Origin of the sequence: Falsigemmobacter faecalis (assembly GCF_003863335.1) — a bacterium.
Taxonomy (GTDB): Bacteria; Pseudomonadota; Alphaproteobacteria; order Rhodobacterales; family Rhodobacteraceae; genus Wagnerdoeblera; species Wagnerdoeblera faecalis.
On record NZ_RRAZ01000002.1, the window covers coordinates 166276 to 188902 of the forward strand.

A 22627-nucleotide genomic window follows, 5' to 3' on the forward strand; every position below is an offset into this window, starting at 1 on the left:
CATTCAGCGGTCTGCGTCGGACTTATAAGAATAGCGGTAGTTGTAGTAATAATACTGGCCGCCCCCATAAGAGGAGACTTCGCTTTGCTTATAGCCGTTCAGCACGGCACCGGTAATTTTGTTGCCCGCGATCTCAAAGGCACGCTGCGCGGCCTCAATCTCGCCGCGAACCGTTTCCATATGGCGCACCACCAGAAGGGTCGCCCCGGCATAGCGGGACATGATCACCGGATCGGTCACGGCCAGAACCGGCGGGCTGTCGACGATCACCAGATCGAACTCGCGGTTCAGCGCCTCAATCATCTGCTCAAACTCGGCCCGCATCAGCAGCTCAGACGGGTTCGGCGGATAGCGCCCGCTGCAGATCACCGCCATATTCGGCGTCGGACCCGGCAGCACGATCTGCTCAAGCGTTGCCTGACCGGAGAGATATTCCGCAAGCCCCACCGCGTTCTTCGGCTGTTTCACATAGCGGCGCAGATATCCGCGCCGCAAATCGGCATCAACCACCACCACCCGCTGCCCGGCTTCGGCGGCAATGACGGCAAGGTTGATCGAGGTGAAGCTTTTCCCGGCCCCGGGGGCTGTTGAGGTGACCAGAAGCATCTTGCTGGAGTGATCCAGCATCCCGAAGTGCAGCGAAGTCCTGAGCGAACGCATCGCTTCAATCGTCAGATCCTGCGGGCTTTCCAGCGCATGGATCGGTAGATCGCCCCGGCGGCTGCGGTGACCGGCGACATCATCCGAATAGGTAATGGTGCCAAAGACCGGCAGGCCGAGCGCTTCGATATCTTCGCCGCCCCGGATGCCCTGGCGCAGGAAATGGCGCAGGAAGGCAATGCCGATCCCGATGATCAGACCAAGGATCGCGGCAATCGCGATGGTCTGCTGCACCTTCGGGGTGACCTGACGGTTGGTGGCATAGGCGACATCGATCACCCGCACAGACCCCACGGTCGAGGCACGCACAACGCGCAATTCCTGGGCGCGGTTCAGAAGCTGGGTATAGACCTCTGCGGCCACTTCCAGGTTGCGGCTCAGGTTGAAGATCTCTTTTTGGGTCTCCGGCAGCGTGGCGGTGACTTCGCGGATCTCACTCAGCTGGCTTTGCAGCGTGCGGCGGGCATCCAGAAGCTGCTGATAGGTGGGGTGGTTCACCGTAAAGCGCTTTTTCAGGTCTTCTTCCTGCAGCGCCAGCTCATTCAGCTTGCCCTCAAGTTCGGCCGCCTTATCGAGCAGGCTGCGCGTCTCATAGGTCACATCCACAGATTGCTGCGACTGCTGATAGGCGTTCATTTCCTGCTGCGCCTGAACCACTGCGGTCTGCGCGATCGGCAGCTGTTCTTCGATGAACTTCAGGCTGTTATCCGCCTCAGCCGCAGAGCGGCCGATGTTCTGCCCCACATAAGAGCGGGTGATAGCCGCCAGCACCAGTTCCGCCTGACGCGGTGAGACATCGCGGTAGCTGACGCGCAGAAGTTTCGCGTTGCGCCCCGCGCCGCCGATGGTCAGACGTTCCTGAATATCGCGCACCGCAGCCGCCACGGAAGAGTGGCGCAGGATAAAGCGACGGCCTTCCGGGCCGATCAGATCACCGATCTTCAGCACCAGCCCGCTCTGCGCATCCTTCAGCTCATCGCCAACGCGGCCCTGCAGCTCACGTCCGTCGTGCATCTTCAGACCATAGGCCCCGCCGCCCAGATTGGTCAGCACGAATTCTTCTGCCGACAGCTCTTCCGGCGCGGACATCGCCGCGACGATGATGCCTTCATTGCCGTGCTCATAGGCTTTGAACCAGCCCTCGCCGCTCAGCCCCAGACGGGCGGGCAGCTTGCCGAGGATCGGGAAGGGCTCGGGCTCTGCGCTGATGACCAGCCCCAGCTCGCGAACCGCATCCCCCAGCACCATGCGCGAGCGCAGGATCTCGGTCTCGGTCTCAATCAGCGCCGCAGCGGTGCCCCCCCCGGCCAGCATATCCTGCATGGCAGAAGGCAGAGCCAGGTTCGAGGCCCGCTCCTCCAGCTGCAGAAGGCTGTTGGCCTCATAAAGCGGTGTGGCGCGCAGAATGACAAAAGCGCCAAGCAGAACACCGACAACGAGTGAAATGAAGAGGAGAATCCGGGCACGCCAGATGACCATAACGAGCGCGAGAAGGTCGATCTCAGACTCATTCTTCTCAGGTTTTTGGCTTCCGGGCATCGCCATCCTGCTGATATTCCTGTTATTCTCTTGGAGCTGATGCTCAGGACTTAAGCCGCGCAACCCATCCGTCTGCAGCGGTCAGAATTTTATCTCTGACGCTGCGATGCAGCTCAGAGGAGCGACGATAGGGATCTTCAATGCCGCGCGCGCCGGTCCACTGATCAAACAGCATGACACGGCCCGAGAGCTGCGGCCAGCGCTTTGAGATTTCAGCGCGGTGGCCGGGTTCCATGACCAGAATAAGATCATAGCCCGCGCCCATCGCGCCGGTCAGCTGCCGCGCCACATGGCCGCTGAGATCCAGCCCCGCCTCAGAAGCGGCCTCACTTGCGGTGCGGTCGGCCTCATGGCCCACCACCGCCGCAAGCCCGGCAGAATCGATCCGCAGATCCGGAAGAGCTTTTCTCAACGCCCGCTCGCCCAGCGGCGAGCGGCAGATATTACCCACACAGACAACCAGTACTGAACGAAACATAGGGCTTATTCCGTAGCGATCAGATCTGCGGTCCGCACCGTGGTCAGGGTCGGCACAAGGCTTGAGACGAGGCGGTTCCAGCGGTAGATCGGCGAAGAGGTCACATAAACCACATCATTGGGATGCAGCACAAAGCGGGTGCCAAGCAGGTAGGCCGCCGGGTTCGAGGCATCAAGCTGATAGACATGCATGCCGTCTTTCTGATCGCGGAAGATGAAGATGCCGCGGGCATCGGCCTGGCCTTCTTTGATCCCGCCAATGCTGGTGACAGCCTGGGTCAGGTTGATATTTTCGCGCGTCAGATCGATGGTCGCCGATTTGACCAGCTGGCCCAGAAGGAAGGCCTCCTGCAGCTCAATCCGCGGCACGCTGACCACATCGCCGCCGCGCAGCAGCGGGTTGTTGGCCGAGACACCGTTTTTCAGGAAGGCTTCCAGATCGACCCGGTGGGTCTTGCTGCCGCGACGGATGGTGACCAGACGGGCATCGGCCTCTTTGGTCAGCCCCCCGGCCGCATCGATCGCATCCAGAAGCGTCAGCGGCACATCGGTCAGCTTCTGACGGCTGGGCTGGCTCACTTCCCCGGTGACCGAGACGGCCTGGCTGTTATAGCCCACGACCTTCACTTCCATCTGCGGGTTCGGGATGAACTCAGCCATCCGGGCCGACAGATCCGCACGGACCTGCTCAGGCGTGCGGCCGCGCGCCGTTACCTGGCCGACGTGGGGATAGAAGAAGGTGCCGTCTGACTGCACGCGCAGACCGGATTCCAGCGGCGTGCGGCGGTCACCCGCCGGCATGGTCAGATCGGGGTGATCCCAGACCACCACATCGAGCACATCACCCACACCGATCCTGTAATTCCACATCTCACCCGCGGCGACCGTGGTCCGGCTGCCGGCAAGATTGCGCTTGCGGTTAAACTGATTGATATTCTCAGCCGTAAGGCGAACGATCTTCACATTGGTCGCAAGTTCTTCGACCGGCTTTTCCGCGCCATCTGCATCCACGGGGAAACTGGTGTTCGCAAGATCACACCCGGACACCAGTACAATGACCGCCAGAATACTGAACCAGGCGCGCATCAGAACCTCATTTTTTCAATCGATTTAAGACGATAGTGAAATACCGGGAGTCGCAGAAAGATCCCGCGGATTTCGGCCTGTATAGGCAATCACCCAGGCCAAGAAAACCTTTAAGATCCTGTTAGGTGTTTTTTTCCCGGAGTGGGGCAAAAATCTCATTCGTTGCAAATTTTTAGTTAACTTGTGGCCGCTGATACACTATGCACGGGGTCGCTCAATACTGCGGCGTGACAGAGCGCCTTATTGACAGTTGTTCATAACACCTTTGCGTGTAAAATTATAAATCTGATTGGCCGGAGCCTTCCATGACTGCTGTCATCGCCATTGCCGCCTGTATTGCCAGTGCCGCTGTTGCGATATGCCTCGTGCTGACGCGGAATCTGCACGGACGTTTCACACTTGATAATCAACCCGGAGTGCAGAAGCTCCACGAGCGGCCCACGCCGCGGATCGGGGGACTGGCCCTCATTGCAGGGGCGCTGGTTGGGGTTATTTTTCTTGAACCTGAGGCTGCGGCACTCTGGGGTCTTATCTGTCTGACCGCGGTTCCGGCGTTTGTGTCGGGCCTCATTGAAGATATTACCAAAAAGGTCGGCGTAAAGACGCGGCTTTTCGCAACAATTATCTCGGGCCTGCTGTTTTGCATTTTCACGGGCTATGCGGTGCGCGAAACGTCAATCCCCGGTGTGGATACACTTCTTGGCTTTGCGCCGGTTGCGGTTCTCTTCACCGCATTTGCGATCGGCGGCATTGCCAATGCGATCAATATTATTGACGGGGTGAACGGCCTTGCCTCGGGCGCTGCCATCATCATCCTGCTTGGCTTTGCCGTTGTGGCGGGGAATGCCGGCGATGGCGCACTGCAGGGGATCTGTCTGGTTGCGGCCGGCTCAATCCTTGGGTTTTTCCTGCTGAATTATCCGATGGGGCTGATCTTCTTTGGCGATGCCGGGGCCTATACGGCGGGCTTTGTGGTGGCGGTGGTCGCGGTCCTGCTGCCCGCGCGCAATCCGGAACTCTCGCCGCTGATCGGTCTTCTGGGGCTTTCCTATCCGGTGATGGAGACCATGGTGTCGATCCACCGCCGCCTCGTGCGCGAGGGGACGAACCCCGGCCAGCCTGACCGTCTGCATCTGCACAGCCTGGTCTACCGCAGCTTTGCGCGCCGCGCCGCTCAGGCCATCGGGCTTCCGGCGATGCGCAATCCGATGACCAGCACCGTGATGTGGTTCTTCCCCTTCCTCTCGGCGCTTTTGTGCACCATTGCCGCCGAAAGCACTCCGGCCGTTCTGGTGGCAACCGCCATCGTGGTGGTCAGCTATCTTCTGGCCTACCGCCGCGTGGCACTGCTGCGCAGCCTGCGCCGCAAAGACGATGAAGTTCCGGCCTGAGGCCCTGACGACATCTGACAGAAAGGCCGCCCCACGGGGCGGCCTTCTTCGTCTCAGCCTTCGACAAAGCCGGGCCAGACCGTCGCCATATAACTCACAAAGCGCTCTCCGAGTGCCTGGCTGCGCAGATACTCCGCCGTGACCGGCAGATCGCGCGCCCGAAAGCCCGCATCCGCGGCCATGGCCTGCGGGAAATCAGCATGCAGAATGCCGCCGCGCCCGATCAGCACAAAATCCGCCCCCGCCGACAGGCACGCGCGCACATCCGCCGCTGCGTAAATCTTACCGGCGACCCCAAGGGCGCAGGTCCCGCGCGGCAGATCCATGAAGGCATCCAGAAGCCGCCCCGTTCCGGTATCCTCGGGCGCTTTGGCGTAATCCCACAGCGACACATCGAGATATTCCAGATCGCCCCCGGTCATCATTTCCGTGGCAAAGCGCTGCGCTTCTTCCAGCGCAATCCCATAGCGCTCAGGCGAGAGGCGCAGACCCAGCGTGAAGTCTGCCCCGCAGGCTTTGCGGATCCCGCTGACAATCTCGCGCACAAGGCGGGTGCGGTTGTCATAAGAGCCGCCCCAGATATCGCTGCGGGTGTTCTGATCGCTCAGAAACTGCGTCAGCAGATAGCCATGCGCGCCATGCACCTCAACGCCGTCAAACCCGGCCTTCTGCGCCCGCAGGGCCGAAGCGATGAAGGTGTCGCGCAAAGCCTCCACTTCGGCGCCGCTCATGTCCCGCGCGCCGCGCCCCTCCACCGCCGAGATCATCGGCAGGCCGGACAGCTCCGGCCGTGAGCGGTTGCCGCCGTGCTGAAGCTGCAGCGCGCTCTGGGTGCCGCTGGCTTTCAGGCGCGCGGCAAGCTCTGCCAGACCCGCATCATGCAGATCCGTGGCCGCGCCCAGTTGCCCCTCAAACGACTGACCATCGCGCTGCACATAGGCCGCAGCGGTCATCACCATGGAAAAGCCGCCTTCCCCCCGCGCTTCCAGCCAGCGGATCTCATCATCGCTCAGGACGCCGTCTTCATGGCTCTGCCGGTTGGTCAGAGGGGCCAGCGTGATGCGGTTCTCCCAGGTGACGCCATTGCGCAGGGTAAGCGGTTGAAAAGCAGTCTCAGTCATCGAAATTCGGTCCTCCGTTGCGCGGGCAACAGACACCGCCCTGCCGCGGGCCGCAAGAGGGGGAGGCGCGCGGGACCGAAGCCAATGACGCTACGATGCGACATCCTGTCACGCTAAAGGCTTGTCATCCGGGGTTCCAGAAGCAATAAACCGCAAATATTACCCCATGACCCCGCAATGATTGCAAGAGAGGTGACCTGATGATGAAATTTGCTGCTGTGGCCCTGACGGGCACGCTGATCGCAGGCGCTGCTTTTGCCAATGCGACGGAAGTGAAAATCGGCTACGCCCTGGCCGAGCATTCGCATTATGGTGCAGGCTCCAAAGCCTGGATCGAGGCGACCAAAGCCGCCACCGGTGATCGTTTCACTTTTGTCGAATTCCCCTCCTCGGCGCTCGGCGGTGAGCGTGAGGTGCTGGAAGGCCTGCAGCTCGGCACCGTTGAGGCGACCATCGTCTCCTCGGGCGTGCTGTCGAACTTCGTGCCCGAGATCGGCGTTTTTGACGTGCCGTTCCTGTTTCGCGACTTCGATCACGCCCGCGCGGTCCTTGACGGCCCGATCGGTGCAGAGATGCTGACGAAATTTGCCGACCACGGCCTCGTGGCTGTGGCCTGGGGGGAGCAGGGCTTCCGCCATATCACCAACAACCGCGGCCCGATCGCAGCCCCCGCAGATCTGGCCGGTCTGAAGCTGCGCACCATGGAAAACCCGGTCCATATCAAGGCGTTCCAGACCCTTGGCGCGGCCCCGACCCCGATGGCATGGCCCGAAGTTGTCTCCGCACTTGAGCAGGGCACCATCGACGGCCAGGAAAACCCGCTCTCGGTGATCGTCTCGTCCAAGCTGAACGAAGTGCAAAAGCACCTGACCCTCTCGGGTCACGTCTATGCGCCGAACGTGCTCTTTGTCTCGTCGATCTTCTGGGATGGTCTGTCGGATGAAGACAAAGAGGCCTTCCGCAAGGGCGCCGTTGAAGGCGGTCTCGCGATGCGCGCCTTTGTCGACAATGCAGAATCCACCGGCGCTCAGGCGATGAAAGACGCCGGCATGGCAGTCGGTGAGCTGTCGGCTGACCAGAAAGAGGCCATCAAGGCCGCGCTGGCTCCGGCCTATGAGGATTATGCGAAATCCTTCGGCGCAGATCTGCTGCAGCAGATTGCCGATGTGAAGTAAGCCTGCCCGGGCCCCGCCCGTCCTGTGACAGGCGGCCCCCAGGCGGGGCCGCCTGCTGTCGTTTCCGCAGCCTCTCCGTCCGGGGGCGGCTGCTTTACCCCGGAGTATCCCATGAGCCCCTGGCTTTCCCGTGCGGAACAGCTCTTTCTTGGCGTCAATCGCTGGGCCGTGATCCTTGCCCTTTCGGCGATGGCCTGCCTTGTCTTCGCCAATGTCACGCTGCGCTATTTCACCAATAACTCCATCGTCTGGGCCGAAGAGGTCGCGCGCTATCTGATGATCTGGATGACCTTTCTGTCAGCCGGCCTTGCGCTCAGGGGCGGGCTGCTGGTGGCGATCACCCAGGTGCATCTGCGCTTTTCCCCCTCGGTGGGCCGCGCGATCCGTGTCCTGATGCTGGTGATCCTTGCGGGCTTTTGCCTTTGGATGATCTGGTCGGGCATCGGCTATATGAATCGCATGGGCCGTCAGCTGACGCCCGCCACGCGGGTCTCCTTTTGGTATATCTATCTCGCCATGCCTTTGGGCTTCGGGCTGATGACGGCGCATATCCTGCTGCTCGCCCGCCGTTTTGTGACCACGGGCCGTTTTGATGACGGCCAGGACCAGTCTTCCGCGGTCGGCGGCTGAGGGATAAGATCATGACCCTGACCCTTGTCATAATTTTCGCAGCCCTGCTGATCATCGGCTTTCCGGTGGTCTTTGCCCTTGCGATCTCAGCCTTCGGGGCGGTGCTGATCCAGGGCAAATATCCGGTCGTTGTGGTGGTGAAAGAGATGTTCACCGGCCTCGACAGCTTCCCGCTGATGGCAGTGCCTTTCTTCGTTCTGGCGGCAGAGCTGATGACCGGCGGCGCGATGACCCAGGTGCTGCTGCGCTTTGCCGCGCAGTTCTTTGGCCGCGTGCGCGGTGGTCTTGGCTATGCCAATGTCTTTTCCTCGGCGATGTTTGCGGGCATCTCGGGCTCGGCGCTGGCCGATGCCGCAGGCCCCGGCGCCATGATGATGAAGATGATGGACAAAGAGGGCTACCCCAGGCCCTATGCCGCCGCCCTCACGGCCTCAGCCTCCATCGTGGGGCCGATCATTCCGCCTTCGATCACCATGATCATCTATGCCATGCAGGATGAAAGCGTCTCGGTGGGGCGGCTCTTCATGGCCGGTATTCTGCCGGGCCTGCTGATCTGCGTGATCTATGCGGGGGTGAACTGCATCCAGTCGCACCGCTTTGGCTGGCGCGGACAGACCCCGGTGCCGCCGCCCGGGGTGTTTATGATGAACACGGTGAAGGCGCTGCCGGCGCTGATGCTGATCGTCTTTGTGATCGGCGGGATCCGGGCGGGCTTCTTCACGCCAACCGAGGCCTCGGTCGTGGCGGTGTTCTATGCGCTTTTGTGCGGGATGTTCGTCTACCGCACGCTGAAGCTCTCGGCGCTGCCCGCGATTATCCTCGCCTCTGCGGTGACGTCGGGCGCGATCCTGATGATCCTCGCCTCGGCGCGTGCCTTTGCCTGGGTGCTGATCATTGAGCGGATGCCCCAGGCGGCCGCCGCCTGGATCGTGGCGCTGGAGCTGTCGCCCATCGTCTTCCTGCTGCTCGTGAACGTGATGCTGCTGGTCTTTGGCTGTTTCATGGACCCGCTGCCGGGCGTGATGATCCTGGTGCCGATCCTTGCGCCGATCGCGCATAGCATGGGCATTGATCCGACCCATTTTGCCATCGTGGTGATTGTGAACCTGACCATGGGACTTGTGACCCCCCCGGTGGGGAGCCTGCTCTTTGTGGTCTCTTCGGTGGGCCGGATTCCGGTGCCGCAGATCCTGTCGCAGATGCCCGCCTTCCTGATCGCCAATCTGCTGATCCTGCTGGTGCTGACCTATATCCCCGCGGTCAGCACCTGGCTGCCCCGGGCCTCCGGCATGTAACCGCCCATCCGCGCCCGCCCCTCCGGCGGGCGCGGATCTTTTGCGGAACAGATCCCTTCGCCGCAGCGTTCCTCTCTCATGGACTGCGGAGACGAGAGATGACCCTTGAAAGCCTGATCGCCACTCTCAGCGATCCCGGCCTTGCCCTTCCCATGATCGGCAGCCTTGTCGCCGGTCTGCTGATCGGGGCCGAGCGGGAATTCAGCGGCAAGCCCGCAGGTCTGCGCACCCATACGCTGGTGTGTTTCGCCTCGGCGCTGATGACCCTCGCGGGGGTGCGCATGGCGGAATGGACGGTGGCTCTGCCCGCCGACACCCAGATCGTCTCAGATATGGCGCGGATGCCCCATGCCATCCTGACCGGGATTGGCTTTCTGGGCGCCGGGGTGATCTTTCGCGAAGGCGTCAATGTCCACGGGCTGACCACCGCCGCCTCGCTGTGGTTCACTTCGGCGCTTGGCATCATCTGGGGCACCGGGCTGACCGAGCTTGCGGTGATCGGCACGGTTGCGGCGCTGCTGGTGCTGGCCTTTCTGCGCGCCATCCAGCCCCGTAAAGTTGAGCTGCAAAGCTGGCAGCTTGCGCTGAGCTATTCCTTAAACACCGCCCCGACGACCGCCGATCTGACCGAGCGTCTGCGCGCGGCAGGCTGGACGTCCGGCCCCGCCGGGGTGGAGGAAACCTCAGAACAGCGCCGCTACACCCTGACCCTCAGCCCTGCCGCCCCTGGCGCCCCCGATCCCGCCGCCCTGATCGGCGCTTTGCGGGCGGCGACCCATCCCGAGCATCTGTCGCTGCAGCCGGTCCTGGCCGATCCGGTCTGAGCCGGTCTGGGGCCCTGCCCCGGCCAGAGGGAACGCGGGGGGAACATTTGCGCTTTCCCCCCTCTTTTGTTCCGCTATACTGGCCAGAGGTCCCCTCTGCGCAAAGGCCGTCCATGACTGATCGCTTCCGCTCCGCTCTCAGCCCCCATGCCGCCTCTGAGCATCAGCCTGCGTCGCTCTCAGGTCTGGCGGCCCAGGCGCGCGACTATGCCGAAGCGGCCACTTCAGCCAATACCCGCCGGGCTTATGATGCGGACTGGCGTCACTTTTCCGCCTGGTGCAGGCATGAGAACCTCGACCCGCTGCCCCCCCATCCGCAGACCATCGGGCTTTATCTGACCGCCTGCGCCACCGGGGCAAAATCGGTGGGCGGCAGGCGCAATGCCGTCTCCACGATTGAGCGCCGCCTCTCCGCCCTTTCGACCGTCTATATGAGCAAGGGCCTGGTGCTTGAACGCCGCGACCGCCATATCGCGCTGGTCATGGCCGGGATCCGCAACACGCACGGCCGCCCCCCGGTCCAAAAAGCCGCCCTGATGCCGGAAGATCTGATCGCCATGCTTGCCGTTTGTGAGCGGGAGACGCTGCGCGGGCTGCGCGACCGGGCCATTTTGCTGATCGGCTTTTCGGGCGGGCTGCGCCGCTCGGAAATCACCGGGCTGGACGGCGGGCGCGACCAGACCTCGGACGGCCTCGGCTGGGTCGAGTTCATGGAGAAAGGCCTGCTGATCACGCTGCGCGGCAAAACCGGCTGGCGTGAGGTCGAGATCGGCCCCGGCACCACCCCCGCCACCTGCCCGATCACCGCGCTTCGCGACTGGATGAAACGCGCCGGAATCCGCCAGGGGCCTTTGTTCCGGCGCATCTGGCCCGATGGGATGGAGATCGGGCCGATGCGCCTGAACGACCGCGAAGTGGCGCGGGTGGTCAAACGCCTGGCCGTTCTGGCAGGCGTTGCGGACCCCCGCGATGAGCGGATGTATGCGGGCCACTCGCTGCGCGCAGGCCTTGCAAGTTCGGCTGAGGCCGATGAGCGCCTGGTGCAAAAACAGCTTGGCCATTCCACCGCCGAAATGACCCGCCGCTACCAGCGCCGCCGCGACCGTTTCCGCGTCAACCTGACCCGCGCGGCGGGGCTTTAATCCCCGCGCCCCTCCCCCGTAAAGAGCAGGCCCGTCACAAAACTTTCCTGCAATACGCCCTCGCGAAACGCGGCCATGGCGCTATAGTGCAACCATCGGCCCATGCCCGAGGAGTTTATTGTGACCGTTAAATCCTTTGTATTTGCAGGACTTGCCCTGCCCCTTCTGATCCCCGCCACCGCCTTCGCGCAAAATGCCCCCCCGGCCTGCCTTGCCGGTCGCGAAGCGGTCTGGCTTGGCGGCGCAGAGGTGGCTGAACTCAGCGGCGCGGCGCTGCAAAGCGAGGTGAGTACCGGTTCAGGCGGCAGCCTGCTGGCCGCCTTCCGCGTAACCGGAGACGAGCGGCCGCTGCGCATTGAGCTGGGCAATCACAGCCAGGGCGACCCCCATCTGACGCTCTATACCGCCTCCGGCACCATGATCACCGAGATGGATGATTATGAAGGCACGCTTGCCAGCCGCATTGAGCACAATCTTGCGCCGGGCGATTACTGCGCGCTCGCCCGCGATGTCTCCAACGGTCCGCTGACCGCCACGCTGCGCGTCTCGGAGATGAGCGACACCCCGATCGTCACCGCCCAGGGGCGCGCCTCGATGGCGGCCTGCACCGCCGCGACCGAGGCCGTGACCCTTGATGATGCGGCGCTTGCCAAAGCGCTTGGCGATTACACCTTCCTCTCCGAGACCTTCAGCGCCGATCAGGGGCCGAAATATCTGCGCTTCAACCTGCCCGGCAACGCCGGCCTGCGCCTGACCGCCACCTCCTCTCAGGCCGATCCGGTCATCACCCTCTACAACGCCGCCGGCGAGCAGGTGGCTGAGAACGACGATGCCGATGGCACCAACGCCCGCCTGGATCTTCTCGGCAATCTCGCGGCCGGAACCTATTGCCTTGGCGCCACGTCAATTGGCGGCGGCAGCGGTGAGATCCGCGTCTCCGTGGGCGGTGTCGATCCCGCCGAGGTGCTGCGCGATGCTTACCGCCAGGGCCAGATCCCGCCGCCGTCTTCGGCGAACTACCCGGTTGAGGCGCTCGACCTCACCTCGGCGGAGCCGCAGGTGAAACTGCTCGGCGGCTCGGCGCTGTGGTTCAGCTTTGACATTGAAGAGCGTCAGGTGGTGATCCTGAATGCCTATGCCGCCGCCACCGGCATGGACACCCGCATGGCGCTGTTTGACGTCTCGGGCCGCCAGATCACCGAGAACGACGATGCCAATGGCTCCACCGATCCGCAGATCGGCCCGGTCCTGCTGGAGCCCGGCAGCTACCGCCTGGCGCTTGTGCAGCTGGGCGCGGACAGCACCACCGGCCAGATGCGCGCCGCCTCGCTCAGCGCACAGCGCTATCTGCGCGCGAAATAACCCGCAGAGGGGGCCTTCGGGCCCCCTGCCCTCCCGGCTTTGGCTTTTCTTAAATACTCATCTTCGCCCGTGCCGCCTTCGCCCCGGAATGCGGAAGTCACAACCGCAAAGCCTGAACCATCAACCCTATCCCACGAGAGGGCGGCAGGGTCAGACGCTCAGACCGTCTGACAGGTCCCCCCCCCACTGCCCTGCACCGCCCGCGTGTCGCCAGACCGCAACAGCGATCCGCAACAGCGATCCGCCAAATTCAGCGCAGCCTGCCCACAACAGGTTTTCGGATCACCGCAGGGAACGGACTGAGAGCAAGCCCCCCGCTCAGCTCGCGCAGAAGCTCCGTGGCCGAGGCGGCTTCCCCGCTGCTCCCGAAAGCAGCGGGGCCTGCCACCACGCCCGCAGGATCGGCCTTTTCAGCCCCGATTGCGGGCGGTATAGCCCTGCATCGCCGTAATCCAGGCCTCATAATCGCTGGCCTTTTTCGCCATATAGCGCCGCACGCGCTGATGCGGCGTCACCAGAAACTGCCCCGCCTCCACACCGTCAAAGCCCAGACGCGCCACCTCTGCCGCGCTCATCACACCATCCGCGCGGGTCGCCTCATCCTTCACATCGGCCAGCATCGCGGTATCGACCCCCTGGGGGCACAGCGCCGTGACGCCAATGCCGTCGCCGCCATGAGCAATCGCAATGCTTTCCGCCAGCCCGAGGGCCGCGTGTTTCGTCGCACTATAGGTCGCGGCCCCAGGCGCCGTCAAAAGCCCCGCCGCCGAAATGGTCTGCAACAAATGCCCGCGCCCGCGCGCGATCATGCCCGGCAGTACCGCGCGGCTCAGCCGCACATGCGACAGCACATTCACCTCCCAGGCCAGCGACCAGAGGGCATCGTCGGGCGATGTAATCACACCCGCTTCCACCCAGCCCGCCGCCGTTCCGGCATTGCAGCATAAAATCCCGATCGGCCCCGCGCGCTCTTCTGCATCCGCCACAAGGCGGGTGATAAAGCCCGCGTCGCGCAGATCCCCGGCAAGCGCAAGGCCACCGGTCTCTGCAGCAATCGCCTCAAGCCCCGGCCCCGCCAGATCGCTCAGCACCAGGGCCTTAGCCCCCCGCGCCTTTGCCTCTCGCGCCAGCGCCTGACCAATGCCACCGCCCGCTCCGGTGATCAGCACCACTTCGCCCGCAGTTTTCATCCATTCCCCCCTGGTTTTCGCCTTAGTGAGACCCGGAAGTCCTGCCCTGTCAAATGCTTCGCAGCCAAAAAGCCTGTCCGGCTCCCCTTTGATCCTGGCGCTGCGGTGACTATCTTACCCCCCAAGGCGCCCGCCCGGGCGCTTCATGACGAGCCGCCTGCGGAGACTGCCTTGGAAAAGATCACCCTGACTGAACGCCCCGACCTGAAAGACCAGGCCGAGGCTGCGGGCTTCAGCTTTCACACCATGTATGATGAGCCCTATTGGGATGAAACCTCGGTCTATGCCTTCAGCCTTGAGCAGATCGAGCAGGACCTCGAAGGTCCCGCAGAGGCGCTGCATGAAATGTGCCGCGAGGCGGTGCCCTATATCCTGCGTCAGGAAGCGCTGCTGGACCGGCTGGAAATCCCCCGCGCCCACCGCGGCTGGATCGCCGACAGCTGGACCCGCGGAGAGCCCGAGCTTTATGGCCGCTTTGATTTTGCCTATGACGGCAGGGGCCCGGCGAAGCTGCTGGAATATAACGCCGACACCCCCACCACGCTGTTCGAAGCGGCCTCTTTCCAGTGGAAATGGCTCGAAGACATGCTCGGGCGCGGGCAGCTTCCCGAAGGCTCGGACCAGTTCAACGGCATCCATGAGGCCCTGGTAGAGCGCTTTCGCGAGATCATTGAGCAGGGGGAAAACATGCATTTCACCTCTGTCGCGGGCGCGACCGAGGATTACGGCACCGTTGAGACCCTCGCCTGGATGGCCAATGAGGCGGGGATCATCCCGCATTACATGGAGCTTGATAAGATCGGCCTGACCGAAGAGGGCCAGTTCGCCGACAACGAATCCCGCGTCATCGGCACGCTCTTTAAGCTTTACCCCTGGGAAGACCTGCTGCGCGATGACTTCGCGGCGAATCTCGCCACCTCCGGCTGCCGCTTTGTTGAGCCGCCGTGGAAGGCGCTGCTGTCGAACAAGGGTCTGCTGCCGGTGCTGTGGGAAATGTTCCCGGATCACCCGAACCTGCTGCCTGCGTATTTTGCCAATGATGTGCCGGAAGCGGCACAAAAACTCTTTGCAGAACAGGGCGTTGTCGAAAAGCCGATCTTCTCGCGCGAAGGTCAGGGCATCAAAATCACCGCCCCCGGCCTCTCAGAGGCGGCAGAACCCGGCCCCTATGACAGCCACCCGAAAATCCTGCAGGCCTACCACCCGCTGCCCGAGTTTGACGGCTTTAAACCCGTCATCGGCTTATGGATGGCAGGCGGCGCATGTTGTGGTATGGGCATCCGTGAGGACAAAAGCGCCATCACCGGCAACCTCAGCCGGTTCAAGCCCCATTTTATCCGACCCGGTGCCTGATCTCACAGCCTGATCTGACCGCCTGAGGAGAGTAAGAGATGAAACGCAACCGCCTGACCCGCCCCGCCACCATCGGTCTGATCGGCCTGACCGCCTTTACGCTGGCAGCCTGCCAGGAAGAGGTCATGGATGTGCCGATGATCTCTTCGGCCTCGGAATGCACCACCTCGATCCCGGGCGCCACACCGGCAGAGTGCCAGACCGCGATCGATCAGGCCAATGCCGAGCATCAGGCCACGGCACCGCGCTATGACGCGGTCGCCGTCTGCGAGGCCGAGCATGGCGCGGGCAATTGCGTGGCCGATAATTCCTCGGGCGGCGGGTCGATCTTCATGCCGATTCTGATGGGCTATATGATGGGCTCGCTGATGTCGAAACTCGGCGGCGGCGGCGCGGCGGCGGGGGCGGCCAATGCGCGCTCGGTGCCGATGTATCCCGGGGCCGGCGGCGGCATGCAGACGGCGGATGGCTCGACCAAAGTCGCCGCCGGATCGGGCACCGCGAAAGTCGGCCCTCAGGCCTTTAAGGCCCAGCCCACCACTCTGGGCAAAGCCCCGATGAGCAGCTCTTCGGTGCGCTCTACCGGTGGCTTTGGCAATTCCTCCACCTCGGGCGGGCGCACGTCATCGGGTGGCGGTGGTTTTGGCGGCTGATCTGCCGCCACGTCGGACTTGCCAGCGCGGCAGGTCGTGACACTCTCTCCCCCGGGGCGCATCACCACGCGCCAGGGGGAAAGAGATGACGACGACTGAGACCGCAGGCCAAAGCACTGGCCGCAATACCATTCAAGATGCCCTGTCCCGCGCCGCCCGCCGCTTTGGCGCGGCCACGGCGCTGAGCTATGAAGATCGCAACTGGAGCTTTGCGGGGCTTTATCAATCAGCGGGCCGTATCGCGCTGTCGCTGCAGCAGGCCGGGCTGAAAAAGGGCGACCGCGTTGCCGCCTACGGCACCAATTCCGATGCCTTTTTCCTGTTGTGGCTGGCCTGCGTGCGGGGCGGCTTTGTGCATGTGCCGATCAACTACGGCCTTGTGGGGCGCGAGCTGGAATATATCCTGGCGAACTCCGGCGCCTCTGCGCTTTACTGGGATGCCGCGCTGGCCGACAAGGCCAAAGCCGTCAGCCCCGCCCTGCCCCAGCTCAGCGTCACCGGGCTGCTGAGCGATCTTCTGCCCCTCGCCCTCGCCGGGACCCCGGTTCCCGGGGATCTCTGCCCGGATCTTTGCGACGAGGATCTTGCGCAGCTTCTTTACACCTCCGGCACCACGGCGGCCCCCAAGGGTGCCATGATGACCCACCGCGCCCTGCTGGCAGAATACACCAGCTCAATCATTGAGCTGGACTTCAGCCGCGAAGACCGCGCGCTGGCCGCCCTGCCGCTTTACCATTCCGCGCAGATGCATGTCTTTGTCATGCCGCAGCTTTTGATGGGGGCGCATTCCCGCCTCATCGCCACACCGCAGCCCGAGACCTGCCTTCAGCTGATCGAAGCCGAGCAGATCACCTCGTTTTTCGCGCCGCCCACCGTCTGGATTTCGCTCCTGCGCAGCGCCGATTTTGACCGCCGCGATCTGTCGTCGCTGAAGTTCGTCTATTACGGCGCTTCGATCATGCCGGTCCCGGTGCTGCAGGAGCTTCGCGCCCGCCTGCCCAATGCGCGCCCCTACAACTGCTACGGCCAGTCCGAAATCGGCCCCCTCGCCACGGTTCTTCGCCCCGAAGAACACGACGCCCGCCCCGCTTCCGCCGGAAAACCGATCTTCAATGTGGAGACGCGGCTGGTCGATGAGCAGATGCAGGACGTGCCGCCGGGCACCCAGGGCGAGATCGTCCACCGCTCGCCGCAGCTTCTGACCGGCTATTGGGCCGCACCGGAGGCCACGGCCGAGGCCTTTCACGGCGGCTGGTTTCACTCCGGCGATGTCGGCATCATGGATGAAGACGGCTATCTGACCGTCGTCGACCGCGTGAAAGACATCATCAAAACCGGCGGCACCATCGTCGCCTCGCGCGAAGTCGAGGAGGTGATTTTCACCCATCCTTCCGTCAAAGAGGTCGCCGTGGTCGGCCTGCCGCATCCGAAATGGATCGAGGCCGTGGTCGCCTTCGTCGTGCTGCGCCCCGGTGAGACGCCCGACAGCGCCGCCATTCTCACCCATGCCAAATCGGGGCTTGCCCCCTTCAAGCTGCCAAAAGCGGTGATCTGGCTGGAGGATCTGCCGCGCAACACCGCCGGAAAGATCCTGAAGCGCGAGCTTCGCCGCACCTATGAGGCCGAATTCGCGCAGGCCTGATCCATCGGGGGTTGGATTCCTGACTGTCTTGCCTGCCCCCGGATTGTTAAGCCCGGTCCAGTGATACGGGCTTAACAATTATCCATATGATTACCATAGACCGTCCTTTCGTGCTGATCCGCCATGGACAGACCGACGCCAGCCGCGGCGGCAGTCTCATGGGGCGGCGCGAGGCCCAGCTGACGGATGCCGGCACCAGCGCCGCCGAAGCCCTCGCGGCTCTGCCCTGGGAGGGGCCGCTTTACGTCTTCGCCTCGCCGCAGAAACCCACCCATCAGACCGCCGCCCTCGCCTTTCCCGAAGAAGAGATCCTGCTGCATGAAGGCCTGCGCGCGCAGTCATGCGGCGATCCGGAAGGCCAGCCGATGCCCGGCGGTGAAAGCGGGTCCGATCTGCAGGCGCGGGTGGCCGCCACCATCAGTGATTGCCTGGCGCGCAGCCCGAAACACCATCTGACGGTTCTTGTCGTGCCGTCCGGCATCCTCTGCGCTGCCCGCGCTGTCACCGGCGGCGATCCCGGTGGTGCCGCTCCGGCCCATGCGGTGCCGCGGCTTTTCTCTCCCTTGGGCGGTGGGAAATTTCGCGAAAGCGGGATTTTTTCAAGCCCCCCCGTTTCGGGGGGCTATGCGAAAGTATAGTCACCCTCTAGATTACGGACATTCTTATATCTCTGATTGTTCGCGCCATGAAATTTCTACCTCAGGAATCTGTGCTGCCCGGTCTTCTCATCGGGTTTGCGCTGCTCATCACACCACCGGCTCAGGCCCAGGCCGCCCAGGAAACGGCCCAAAGCCTCTCGCGGCTGGGGCAGAGCCTCTGTCAGATCGCCTTTGAGGGGGGGCTGCCCTCGGTGGACGCTGCGCCTTTGCGCAAGTCTGCCCGCTCTGCGCCGGAGCGCGCCGGGGTTTGCAGCTGCACCGCAAAAAGCCTGTCGGGCGCGGCCCCGTCGCTTTTAAGCGGCCTGCAGGCGGAACTGGCGCAGGATTTCCTCAGCCATGCGCTGCTCGACGATGTGATCGACGATCACCTCACCCCCTGCCTGCCGCAGAACCGCAGCACCGCCGCACAGACCGGGGGGAGCGACGAAGGCGTCGGTGACTATCCTTTCGTGATCCCCGCGCAATGCGAGATGGCCCTTGAGGGAGAGGTCGCCGCCTGGGGCGTGATGCCCGCCCATTTCACCGAAGCTCTGCGCAGCGAAAGCCGCAGCCGTGAGATGTTCTGCGCCTGCACCACCGATCAGATGGTGCAGAACTACCGCGCCCTCTCCCGCGCGATCCAGACGGAACGGACTGAAGGCGAAGCCTTTTCGCGCTATCTCGGGATTTCCATGACCCATTGCCTGCGCTACCCGCAACCCGCCTCTGCGCGCCCCGCCATCAGCGCCGAGGCGCTGGCGATCTGCGAAGCGGCCTTTGCAGAGGGTCTGCTCAATGGTCTCGACACGGTGGAGCTAAGCCGCTGGATGCGCGGCTCGGGCCTCAGTTCTGAACAGCTTTGCGACTGCGCCGCCTCGGGCGCCGTGATCCGCGAGCCCGACGCGCTTGGCCGCGAAGACCGCAGCGAAGTGCTGCGCGCGGTGGCCGATTGCCAGCGCATGCTCTGGCGGGGATGACCGGATGCCTGAAACCCTGATCCATCGCAGCGCACCGCCTGTCGCCCGGCCGCCCCCCACGCCCGTTACGGCCCTGGTTGCGCGCCCCCGGCTGACCACGGCGCTGCTGAACGCGGCTCAGGGGCTGACCGTGCTCGCCGCCCCCCCGGGCTGCGGCAAGACCAGCCTTCTCACCCTTCTGGCCGCAGAAGCGGAGGCGCGGGGCATGGTGGTACACCAGCTCACCGCGCCCTGTCCCCAGGCCCTGCTGGCCGGGCTCGCAAAGCCGGGCGTCACGCCGGGCCTCTGGCTCATCAGCGGCACGGCCGGGATCGACGACGACAGCTTCGCCGCCCGCATCGCCCCGGCCCTGCTGCAGGCCGCCGCCACGCAGCGCCTTATCCTGGCAGAGCCGCGCCTGCGCAGCGCCGCCCTGCGGCAGGCCTGGCTGCGCCAGGACCTCAGCGTGATCAGTGCCGCCGATCTGCGCTTTGATGAGACCGAGGCCCGCGCCCTGCTGGGCCCCGATCTCAGCGCCGCGGATCTGCGCCATCTGCTGGACCTCAGCGGCGGCTGGATCGCAGCCCTGCGCCATCTGCCCCCCGGCACCGGCCGCGAAGCCCCCCTGCCCCCGGTGCTTTCCGCCTGGTATGAAGAGGAAATCTGCGCCCGCCTTGATCCCGCCACCCTGCGGCTGGTGATGGATCTGGCCCTGGCGCAGCGCTTTTCGCCCGCGCTTCTCGACGCCCTGCCCCCCCACCCGGAGGGGCCGCTTGCCGGATGGGAGGGCCTGGCCCCCCTTCTGCGCGACGGCGTTCTTTTGCAGCGCCACGGGCGCAGCCCCGGCGAATTCCGCCTGCAGCCCGCCTTCGCGCACCACCTGCGCGAGCGGCTGCGCAGCCATCTGCCGACCCGCGCCACCCTGATCGGGGACCTCATGCTCCGCTGGTGGGAGAGCCGCGACAACCGCGCGGAACTGGCCCGTCATGCCCTCAGCCTCGACGACACCACCCGCGCGGCCGAACTGCTGGAGGCGGCGGGCGGCATCACCACCGATATGAGCGACGGCCCCGATTTCGCCCGCGATCTGCCGGTCTGCACCGAACTGGCCCGCGATCTGCCGCTGCTCTTTTTGTCGCAGATCTATCACCGCAGCCGCACCGGACGGCTGGCCGAGGCGGAGCTGCTCTTTGAACACGCCCGCCGCGGCACGAAGGGCTTCACCGACCTGCGCGGCACCGCAGATCCCGCAGAGGTTCTCGCCTGGGCCCGGATGCTGGAGATGATCTTCGTCTCGGGCTCTGACCGTCCGGTGCCTGCGTCGCTGATCACCGATCTGCGCGACAGCCTTGCGGCCTTTGTCGGCCGTCACCCGGTGGTGGCGCTCTCCATCGCCTCGGTGCTTGCCTGGGCAGAAGTCGAGGATAAGGATTTCTGCAGCGCCCGCCGGACCATCACCCTCGGGCAGCAGCTTCTGACCCGCGCACCTCAATCTAAGTGCATGATATTTCTGAATATCTATCTTGCCCGCTGCGAGCTGGCCACCGGCAGCCTGCCAGAGGCGCTCAGCGCCGCTGCGCGCGCCGTGGCCCAGGCCGAAGCCTGGTGCACCCCCGGCGGATATGAGGTCATCAACGCCCGGATCTGGCAGGGCATCTGCCTTGCAGAAGCCGGTCAGACCGCCGGCGCGCGCCCCATCCTGAGCACCGCTCTGGCGGCCGCCCCGCGCGTCTTTGGCTATGTCACCCTCTATGCCGAGGGCTGGAGCGCGCTGGCCCGCATCCTGGCAACAGAGGACGGCCCCGAGGCGGCCCGCGCGGGTCTCAGCGCGGCGCGCCGCTTTGCGCACAACAGCGAACTCCCCCGCCTGGCGCTTTGTCTGGACCAGCTGATCGCCCTGAATTGCGACGGCCTTCTGCCCCCCGCTGCGGCGCCCCTGGCCCAGGCTGCGCTGGCGCTAAAGGCCGGTCGCGCGGCTGAGGCGGCACAGCTCCTCGACACCCTGCCTGCCGCGATCCCCGATCAACGCGAGCGGATCACCGCCCTCATCCTGCGCATCCGCGCCGGGCTTGGCCAGCGTCGCTATAGTGCGGCCCTGACGGCGGCGGAAGAGCTGCTGCCGCTTCTCAGCCAAAGCGGCAACCGCAGGCTTGCGGCGGAGGCCATGCCCTGGCTTTTGAGTGTGCGCAGCCAGTGTCATCGCGGCGGCCGTGCCCTCAGCCCCCATGCGCTGGCAATCCTCGACCGGCTGAGCGCCGAGCTTCCCGCCGCCGCGGAAGCCGCGGTGCCCAGCGTCAGCGGTGCGGGCCTTCTTTCCCCGCGCGAGGGCGAGATTATCGCTCTGGTGGCTGAAGGGCTGATTACCAAAGAGATCGCCCGGCGGCTCGGGATCTCTGAAGGGACCGTTAAAAGTCACCGTAAAAAGATCCATGAAAAGCTCGATGTCACCTCACGCTCGCAGGCGATCCTGAAAGCGCGGGAACTGCAGCTGATCTGACCTTCCCCATGGGGAAGATTTCACGCCTGCAGCCGGACCGGCCCGCCCCAGAGATGCTCAAGCCGCGTCAGATAATGGGTCTGCACATAGCTGGCATGAAACCCCGAGGGCGCGCGCAGGATCAGCTCCCCCTCTTCGCAAATCGGCGTCAGCCCCGCAAACCAGGCCTGCCAGACCGCGCGGTCCTGTTCTGCCAGCACCCGCGCAATCCGGCCCCAGCGGGTGTTGCCGATCTGCGGAAAGGCAATCACCTTTTCCTCAACCGCCGTCACCGCCACAGGCGCAGGCTTTTGCAGCCTCCGCGCCAGCGCCGTGCCGCTGACCTCCCAGGTCTCAGCGGTATCCGCCAGGATCCGCGTCACATCCAGCCCCAGCCAGGCCGCCTGCCCCCGCACCGAGCGGCGCTTCTCATAAAGCCAGCCTCTTTCACGAATGGCCGCCAGTTCGCGCTTCACCGTGCGCACATCCACAGACCAGAGTTTCGCGATCAGGAGCTGGCTGACGCTCAACCGATCCTCCTGCCAGTTGTAATGCGCGGTGATCAGACAGATCAGCCGCAGAACCTGCCGCTGCAGAGTCCGGTCCTGCGACAGCCCCCAGGCCCCGAGCGCCGTCAGAAGGTCATATTTCTGCACCGCGGACAAAGCTGCGCCAGTCGCCCTCGTCATTCCTCACGCCCCCCACTGGCGCTGTTTCCCCACATCCGTGGCTGAAACGTCTCACTTTCGATTTGCCCCGACCTCTGCGCTGAATCACTCAACGCTGTTGCCGGGAATTTCTTCATTTGCGTCCTGTAACACGATTCTGTCAAGCGCTTCAGAGCGGGTAGCACGTGGTTTCCTGTTTTTTGATCTCTTTGTAAGAGTTTTAAAGGTATTTAGGTAATAGGGGACATATATGATGTCACCAAATAGGGCGCATAATGTCACCCTATTTGCCCTTGGACGGCCTAAGATGTCCCCCCGGACAGGATACCTCTCAGCTCATTCTAAGACG

At 64.1% G+C, this 22627-nt stretch carries 19 protein-coding genes; 13 read left to right on the forward strand and 6 right to left on the reverse strand.

Going from position 1 to position 22627, the window contains the following annotated elements; genetic code table 11:
- Positions 1–3: 3 nt before the first annotated feature.
- The 3 genes from EG244_RS01970 to EG244_RS01980 are packed head-to-tail and all read right to left on the reverse strand — an operon-like array spanning position 4 to position 3762.
- Entirely contained in the window at positions 4–2205 is a 2202-nt protein-coding gene (locus EG244_RS01970; protein ID WP_233588887.1) for a polysaccharide biosynthesis tyrosine autokinase, read from the reverse strand.
- A gap of 37 nt (positions 2206–2242) precedes the next feature.
- The gene (locus EG244_RS01975; RefSeq protein ID WP_124963325.1) at positions 2243–2677 is read right to left on the reverse strand and encodes an arsenate reductase/protein-tyrosine-phosphatase family protein; all 435 of its coding nucleotides are present in this window, start codon (positions 2675–2677) and stop codon (positions 2243–2245) included.
- 5 nt (positions 2678–2682) lie between these two features.
- Positions 2683–3762: a polysaccharide export protein gene (locus EG244_RS01980; RefSeq protein ID WP_124963326.1), complete on the reverse strand. Its 1080-nt coding sequence runs from the start codon at positions 3760–3762 to the stop codon at positions 2683–2685.
- 305 nt (positions 3763–4067) lie between these two features.
- On the opposite strand from EG244_RS01980, the gene EG244_RS01985 reads away from it, so the two are divergent.
- Positions 4068–5153 carry an MraY family glycosyltransferase gene (locus EG244_RS01985; protein WP_124963327.1) on the forward strand — a complete coding sequence of 362 codons (1086 nt, stop codon included), beginning with the start codon at positions 4068–4070 and terminating at the stop codon, positions 5151–5153.
- A gap of 53 nt (positions 5154–5206) precedes the next feature.
- Here EG244_RS01985 and EG244_RS01990 read toward each other — a convergent pair whose 3' ends face one another.
- Positions 5207–6274 (reverse strand): NADH:flavin oxidoreductase, encoded by a 1068-nt coding sequence (locus EG244_RS01990; RefSeq protein ID WP_124963328.1) that lies wholly within the window; start codon positions 6272–6274, stop codon positions 5207–5209.
- 200 nt (positions 6275–6474) lie between these two features.
- On the opposite strand from EG244_RS01990, the gene EG244_RS01995 reads away from it, so the two are divergent.
- From EG244_RS01995 to EG244_RS02020, 6 genes are all read left to right on the forward strand, one after another.
- Positions 6475–7449 (forward strand): TRAP transporter substrate-binding protein, encoded by a 975-nt coding sequence (locus tag EG244_RS01995; RefSeq protein ID WP_124963329.1) that lies wholly within the window; start codon positions 6475–6477, stop codon positions 7447–7449.
- 111 nt (positions 7450–7560) lie between these two features.
- A complete protein-coding gene (locus EG244_RS02000; RefSeq protein WP_124963330.1) occupies positions 7561–8079 on the forward strand; it encodes a TRAP transporter small permease in 519 nt (172 codons plus the stop codon).
- An 11-nt stretch (positions 8080–8090) separates the two neighbouring features.
- The gene (locus EG244_RS02005) at positions 8091–9374 is read left to right on the forward strand and encodes a TRAP transporter large permease (RefSeq protein ID WP_124963331.1); all 1284 of its coding nucleotides are present in this window, start codon (positions 8091–8093) and stop codon (positions 9372–9374) included.
- Positions 9375–9472: 98 nt separating this feature from the next.
- Positions 9473–10198: an MgtC/SapB family protein gene (locus tag EG244_RS02010; protein WP_233588888.1), complete on the forward strand. Its 726-nt coding sequence runs from the start codon at positions 9473–9475 to the stop codon at positions 10196–10198.
- Positions 10199–10311: 113 nt separating this feature from the next.
- The gene (locus EG244_RS02015; RefSeq protein WP_124963332.1) at positions 10312–11340 is read left to right on the forward strand and encodes a tyrosine-type recombinase/integrase; all 1029 of its coding nucleotides are present in this window, start codon (positions 10312–10314) and stop codon (positions 11338–11340) included.
- Positions 11341–11460: 120 nt separating this feature from the next.
- On the forward strand, positions 11461–12702 hold the full coding sequence (locus EG244_RS02020) for a hypothetical protein (protein WP_124963333.1): 1242 nt from the start codon (positions 11461–11463) through the stop codon (positions 12700–12702).
- A gap of 410 nt (positions 12703–13112) precedes the next feature.
- Here the strand turns inward: EG244_RS02020 and EG244_RS02025 are convergent, their stop codons facing one another.
- Positions 13113–13892 carry an SDR family NAD(P)-dependent oxidoreductase gene (locus tag EG244_RS02025; RefSeq protein ID WP_124963334.1) on the reverse strand — a complete coding sequence of 260 codons (780 nt, stop codon included), beginning with the start codon at positions 13890–13892 and terminating at the stop codon, positions 13113–13115.
- A gap of 171 nt (positions 13893–14063) precedes the next feature.
- On the opposite strand from EG244_RS02025, the gene EG244_RS02030 reads away from it, so the two are divergent.
- The 6 genes from EG244_RS02030 (at position 14064) to EG244_RS02055 (ending at position 21631) form a co-directional block, all read left to right on the forward strand.
- Positions 14064–15245 carry a glutathionylspermidine synthase family protein gene (locus EG244_RS02030; protein WP_124963335.1) on the forward strand — a complete coding sequence of 394 codons (1182 nt, stop codon included), beginning with the start codon at positions 14064–14066 and terminating at the stop codon, positions 15243–15245.
- A 38-nt stretch (positions 15246–15283) separates the two neighbouring features.
- Positions 15284–15898: a DUF1190 domain-containing protein gene (locus tag EG244_RS02035; RefSeq protein ID WP_124963336.1), complete on the forward strand. Its 615-nt coding sequence runs from the start codon at positions 15284–15286 to the stop codon at positions 15896–15898.
- An 85-nt stretch (positions 15899–15983) separates the two neighbouring features.
- Positions 15984–17540 (forward strand): fatty acyl-CoA synthetase, encoded by a 1557-nt coding sequence (locus EG244_RS02040; protein WP_124963337.1) that lies wholly within the window; start codon positions 15984–15986, stop codon positions 17538–17540.
- An 86-nt stretch (positions 17541–17626) separates the two neighbouring features.
- Positions 17627–18178 carry a histidine phosphatase family protein gene (locus EG244_RS02045; RefSeq protein ID WP_124963338.1) on the forward strand — a complete coding sequence of 184 codons (552 nt, stop codon included), beginning with the start codon at positions 17627–17629 and terminating at the stop codon, positions 18176–18178.
- A 47-nt stretch (positions 18179–18225) separates the two neighbouring features.
- Entirely contained in the window at positions 18226–19155 is a 930-nt protein-coding gene (locus tag EG244_RS02050) for a hypothetical protein (protein WP_124963339.1), read from the forward strand.
- 4 nt (positions 19156–19159) lie between these two features.
- Complete coding sequence (locus EG244_RS02055; protein WP_124963340.1) at positions 19160–21631, forward strand: helix-turn-helix transcriptional regulator; 2472 nt, start codon at positions 19160–19162, stop codon at positions 21629–21631.
- Between the two features lie 20 nt (positions 21632–21651).
- Here the strand turns inward: EG244_RS02055 and EG244_RS02060 are convergent, their stop codons facing one another.
- Positions 21652–22299: a DnaA N-terminal domain-containing protein gene (locus EG244_RS02060; protein ID WP_124963341.1), complete on the reverse strand. Its 648-nt coding sequence runs from the start codon at positions 22297–22299 to the stop codon at positions 21652–21654.
- Positions 22300–22627: the final 328 nt, after the last annotated feature.

Excerpts from the sequence above, each read along its gene's own strand:
- EG244_RS02005 (WP_124963331.1), top strand. The coding sequence starts at position 8,091 with ATGACCCTGACCCTTGTCATAATTTTCGCAGCCCTGCTGATCATCGGC.
- EG244_RS02035 (WP_124963336.1), top strand. The coding sequence starts at position 15,284 with ATGAAACGCAACCGCCTGACCCGCCCCGCCACCATCGGTCTGATCGGC.
- EG244_RS02060 (WP_124963341.1), bottom strand. The coding sequence starts at position 22,299 with ATGACGAGGGCGACTGGCGCAGCTTTGTCCGCGGTGCAGAAATATGAC.
- EG244_RS01980 (WP_124963326.1), bottom strand. The coding sequence starts at position 3,762 with ATGCGCGCCTGGTTCAGTATTCTGGCGGTCATTGTACTGGTGTCCGGG.
- EG244_RS02000 (WP_124963330.1), top strand. The coding sequence starts at position 7,561 with ATGAGCCCCTGGCTTTCCCGTGCGGAACAGCTCTTTCTTGGCGTCAAT.
- EG244_RS01975 (WP_124963325.1), bottom strand. The coding sequence starts at position 2,677 with ATGTTTCGTTCAGTACTGGTTGTCTGTGTGGGTAATATCTGCCGCTCG.
- EG244_RS01995 (WP_124963329.1), top strand. The coding sequence starts at position 6,475 with ATGATGAAATTTGCTGCTGTGGCCCTGACGGGCACGCTGATCGCAGGC.
- EG244_RS02045 (WP_124963338.1), top strand. The coding sequence starts at position 17,627 with ATGATTACCATAGACCGTCCTTTCGTGCTGATCCGCCATGGACAGACC.
- EG244_RS02040 (WP_124963337.1), top strand. The coding sequence starts at position 15,984 with ATGACGACGACTGAGACCGCAGGCCAAAGCACTGGCCGCAATACCATT.
- EG244_RS02010 (WP_233588888.1), top strand. The coding sequence starts at position 9,473 with ATGACCCTTGAAAGCCTGATCGCCACTCTCAGCGATCCCGGCCTTGCC.
- EG244_RS02015 (WP_124963332.1), top strand. The coding sequence starts at position 10,312 with ATGACTGATCGCTTCCGCTCCGCTCTCAGCCCCCATGCCGCCTCTGAG.
- EG244_RS01970 (WP_233588887.1), bottom strand. The coding sequence starts at position 2,205 with ATGGCGATGCCCGGAAGCCAAAAACCTGAGAAGAATGAGTCTGAGATC.
- EG244_RS01990 (WP_124963328.1), bottom strand. The coding sequence starts at position 6,274 with ATGACTGAGACTGCTTTTCAACCGCTTACCCTGCGCAATGGCGTCACC.
- EG244_RS02025 (WP_124963334.1), bottom strand. The coding sequence starts at position 13,892 with ATGAAAACTGCGGGCGAAGTGGTGCTGATCACCGGAGCGGGCGGTGGC.
- EG244_RS02050 (WP_124963339.1), top strand. The coding sequence starts at position 18,226 with ATGAAATTTCTACCTCAGGAATCTGTGCTGCCCGGTCTTCTCATCGGG.
- EG244_RS01985 (WP_124963327.1), top strand. The coding sequence starts at position 4,068 with ATGACTGCTGTCATCGCCATTGCCGCCTGTATTGCCAGTGCCGCTGTT.
- EG244_RS02055 (WP_124963340.1), top strand. The coding sequence starts at position 19,160 with ATGCCTGAAACCCTGATCCATCGCAGCGCACCGCCTGTCGCCCGGCCG.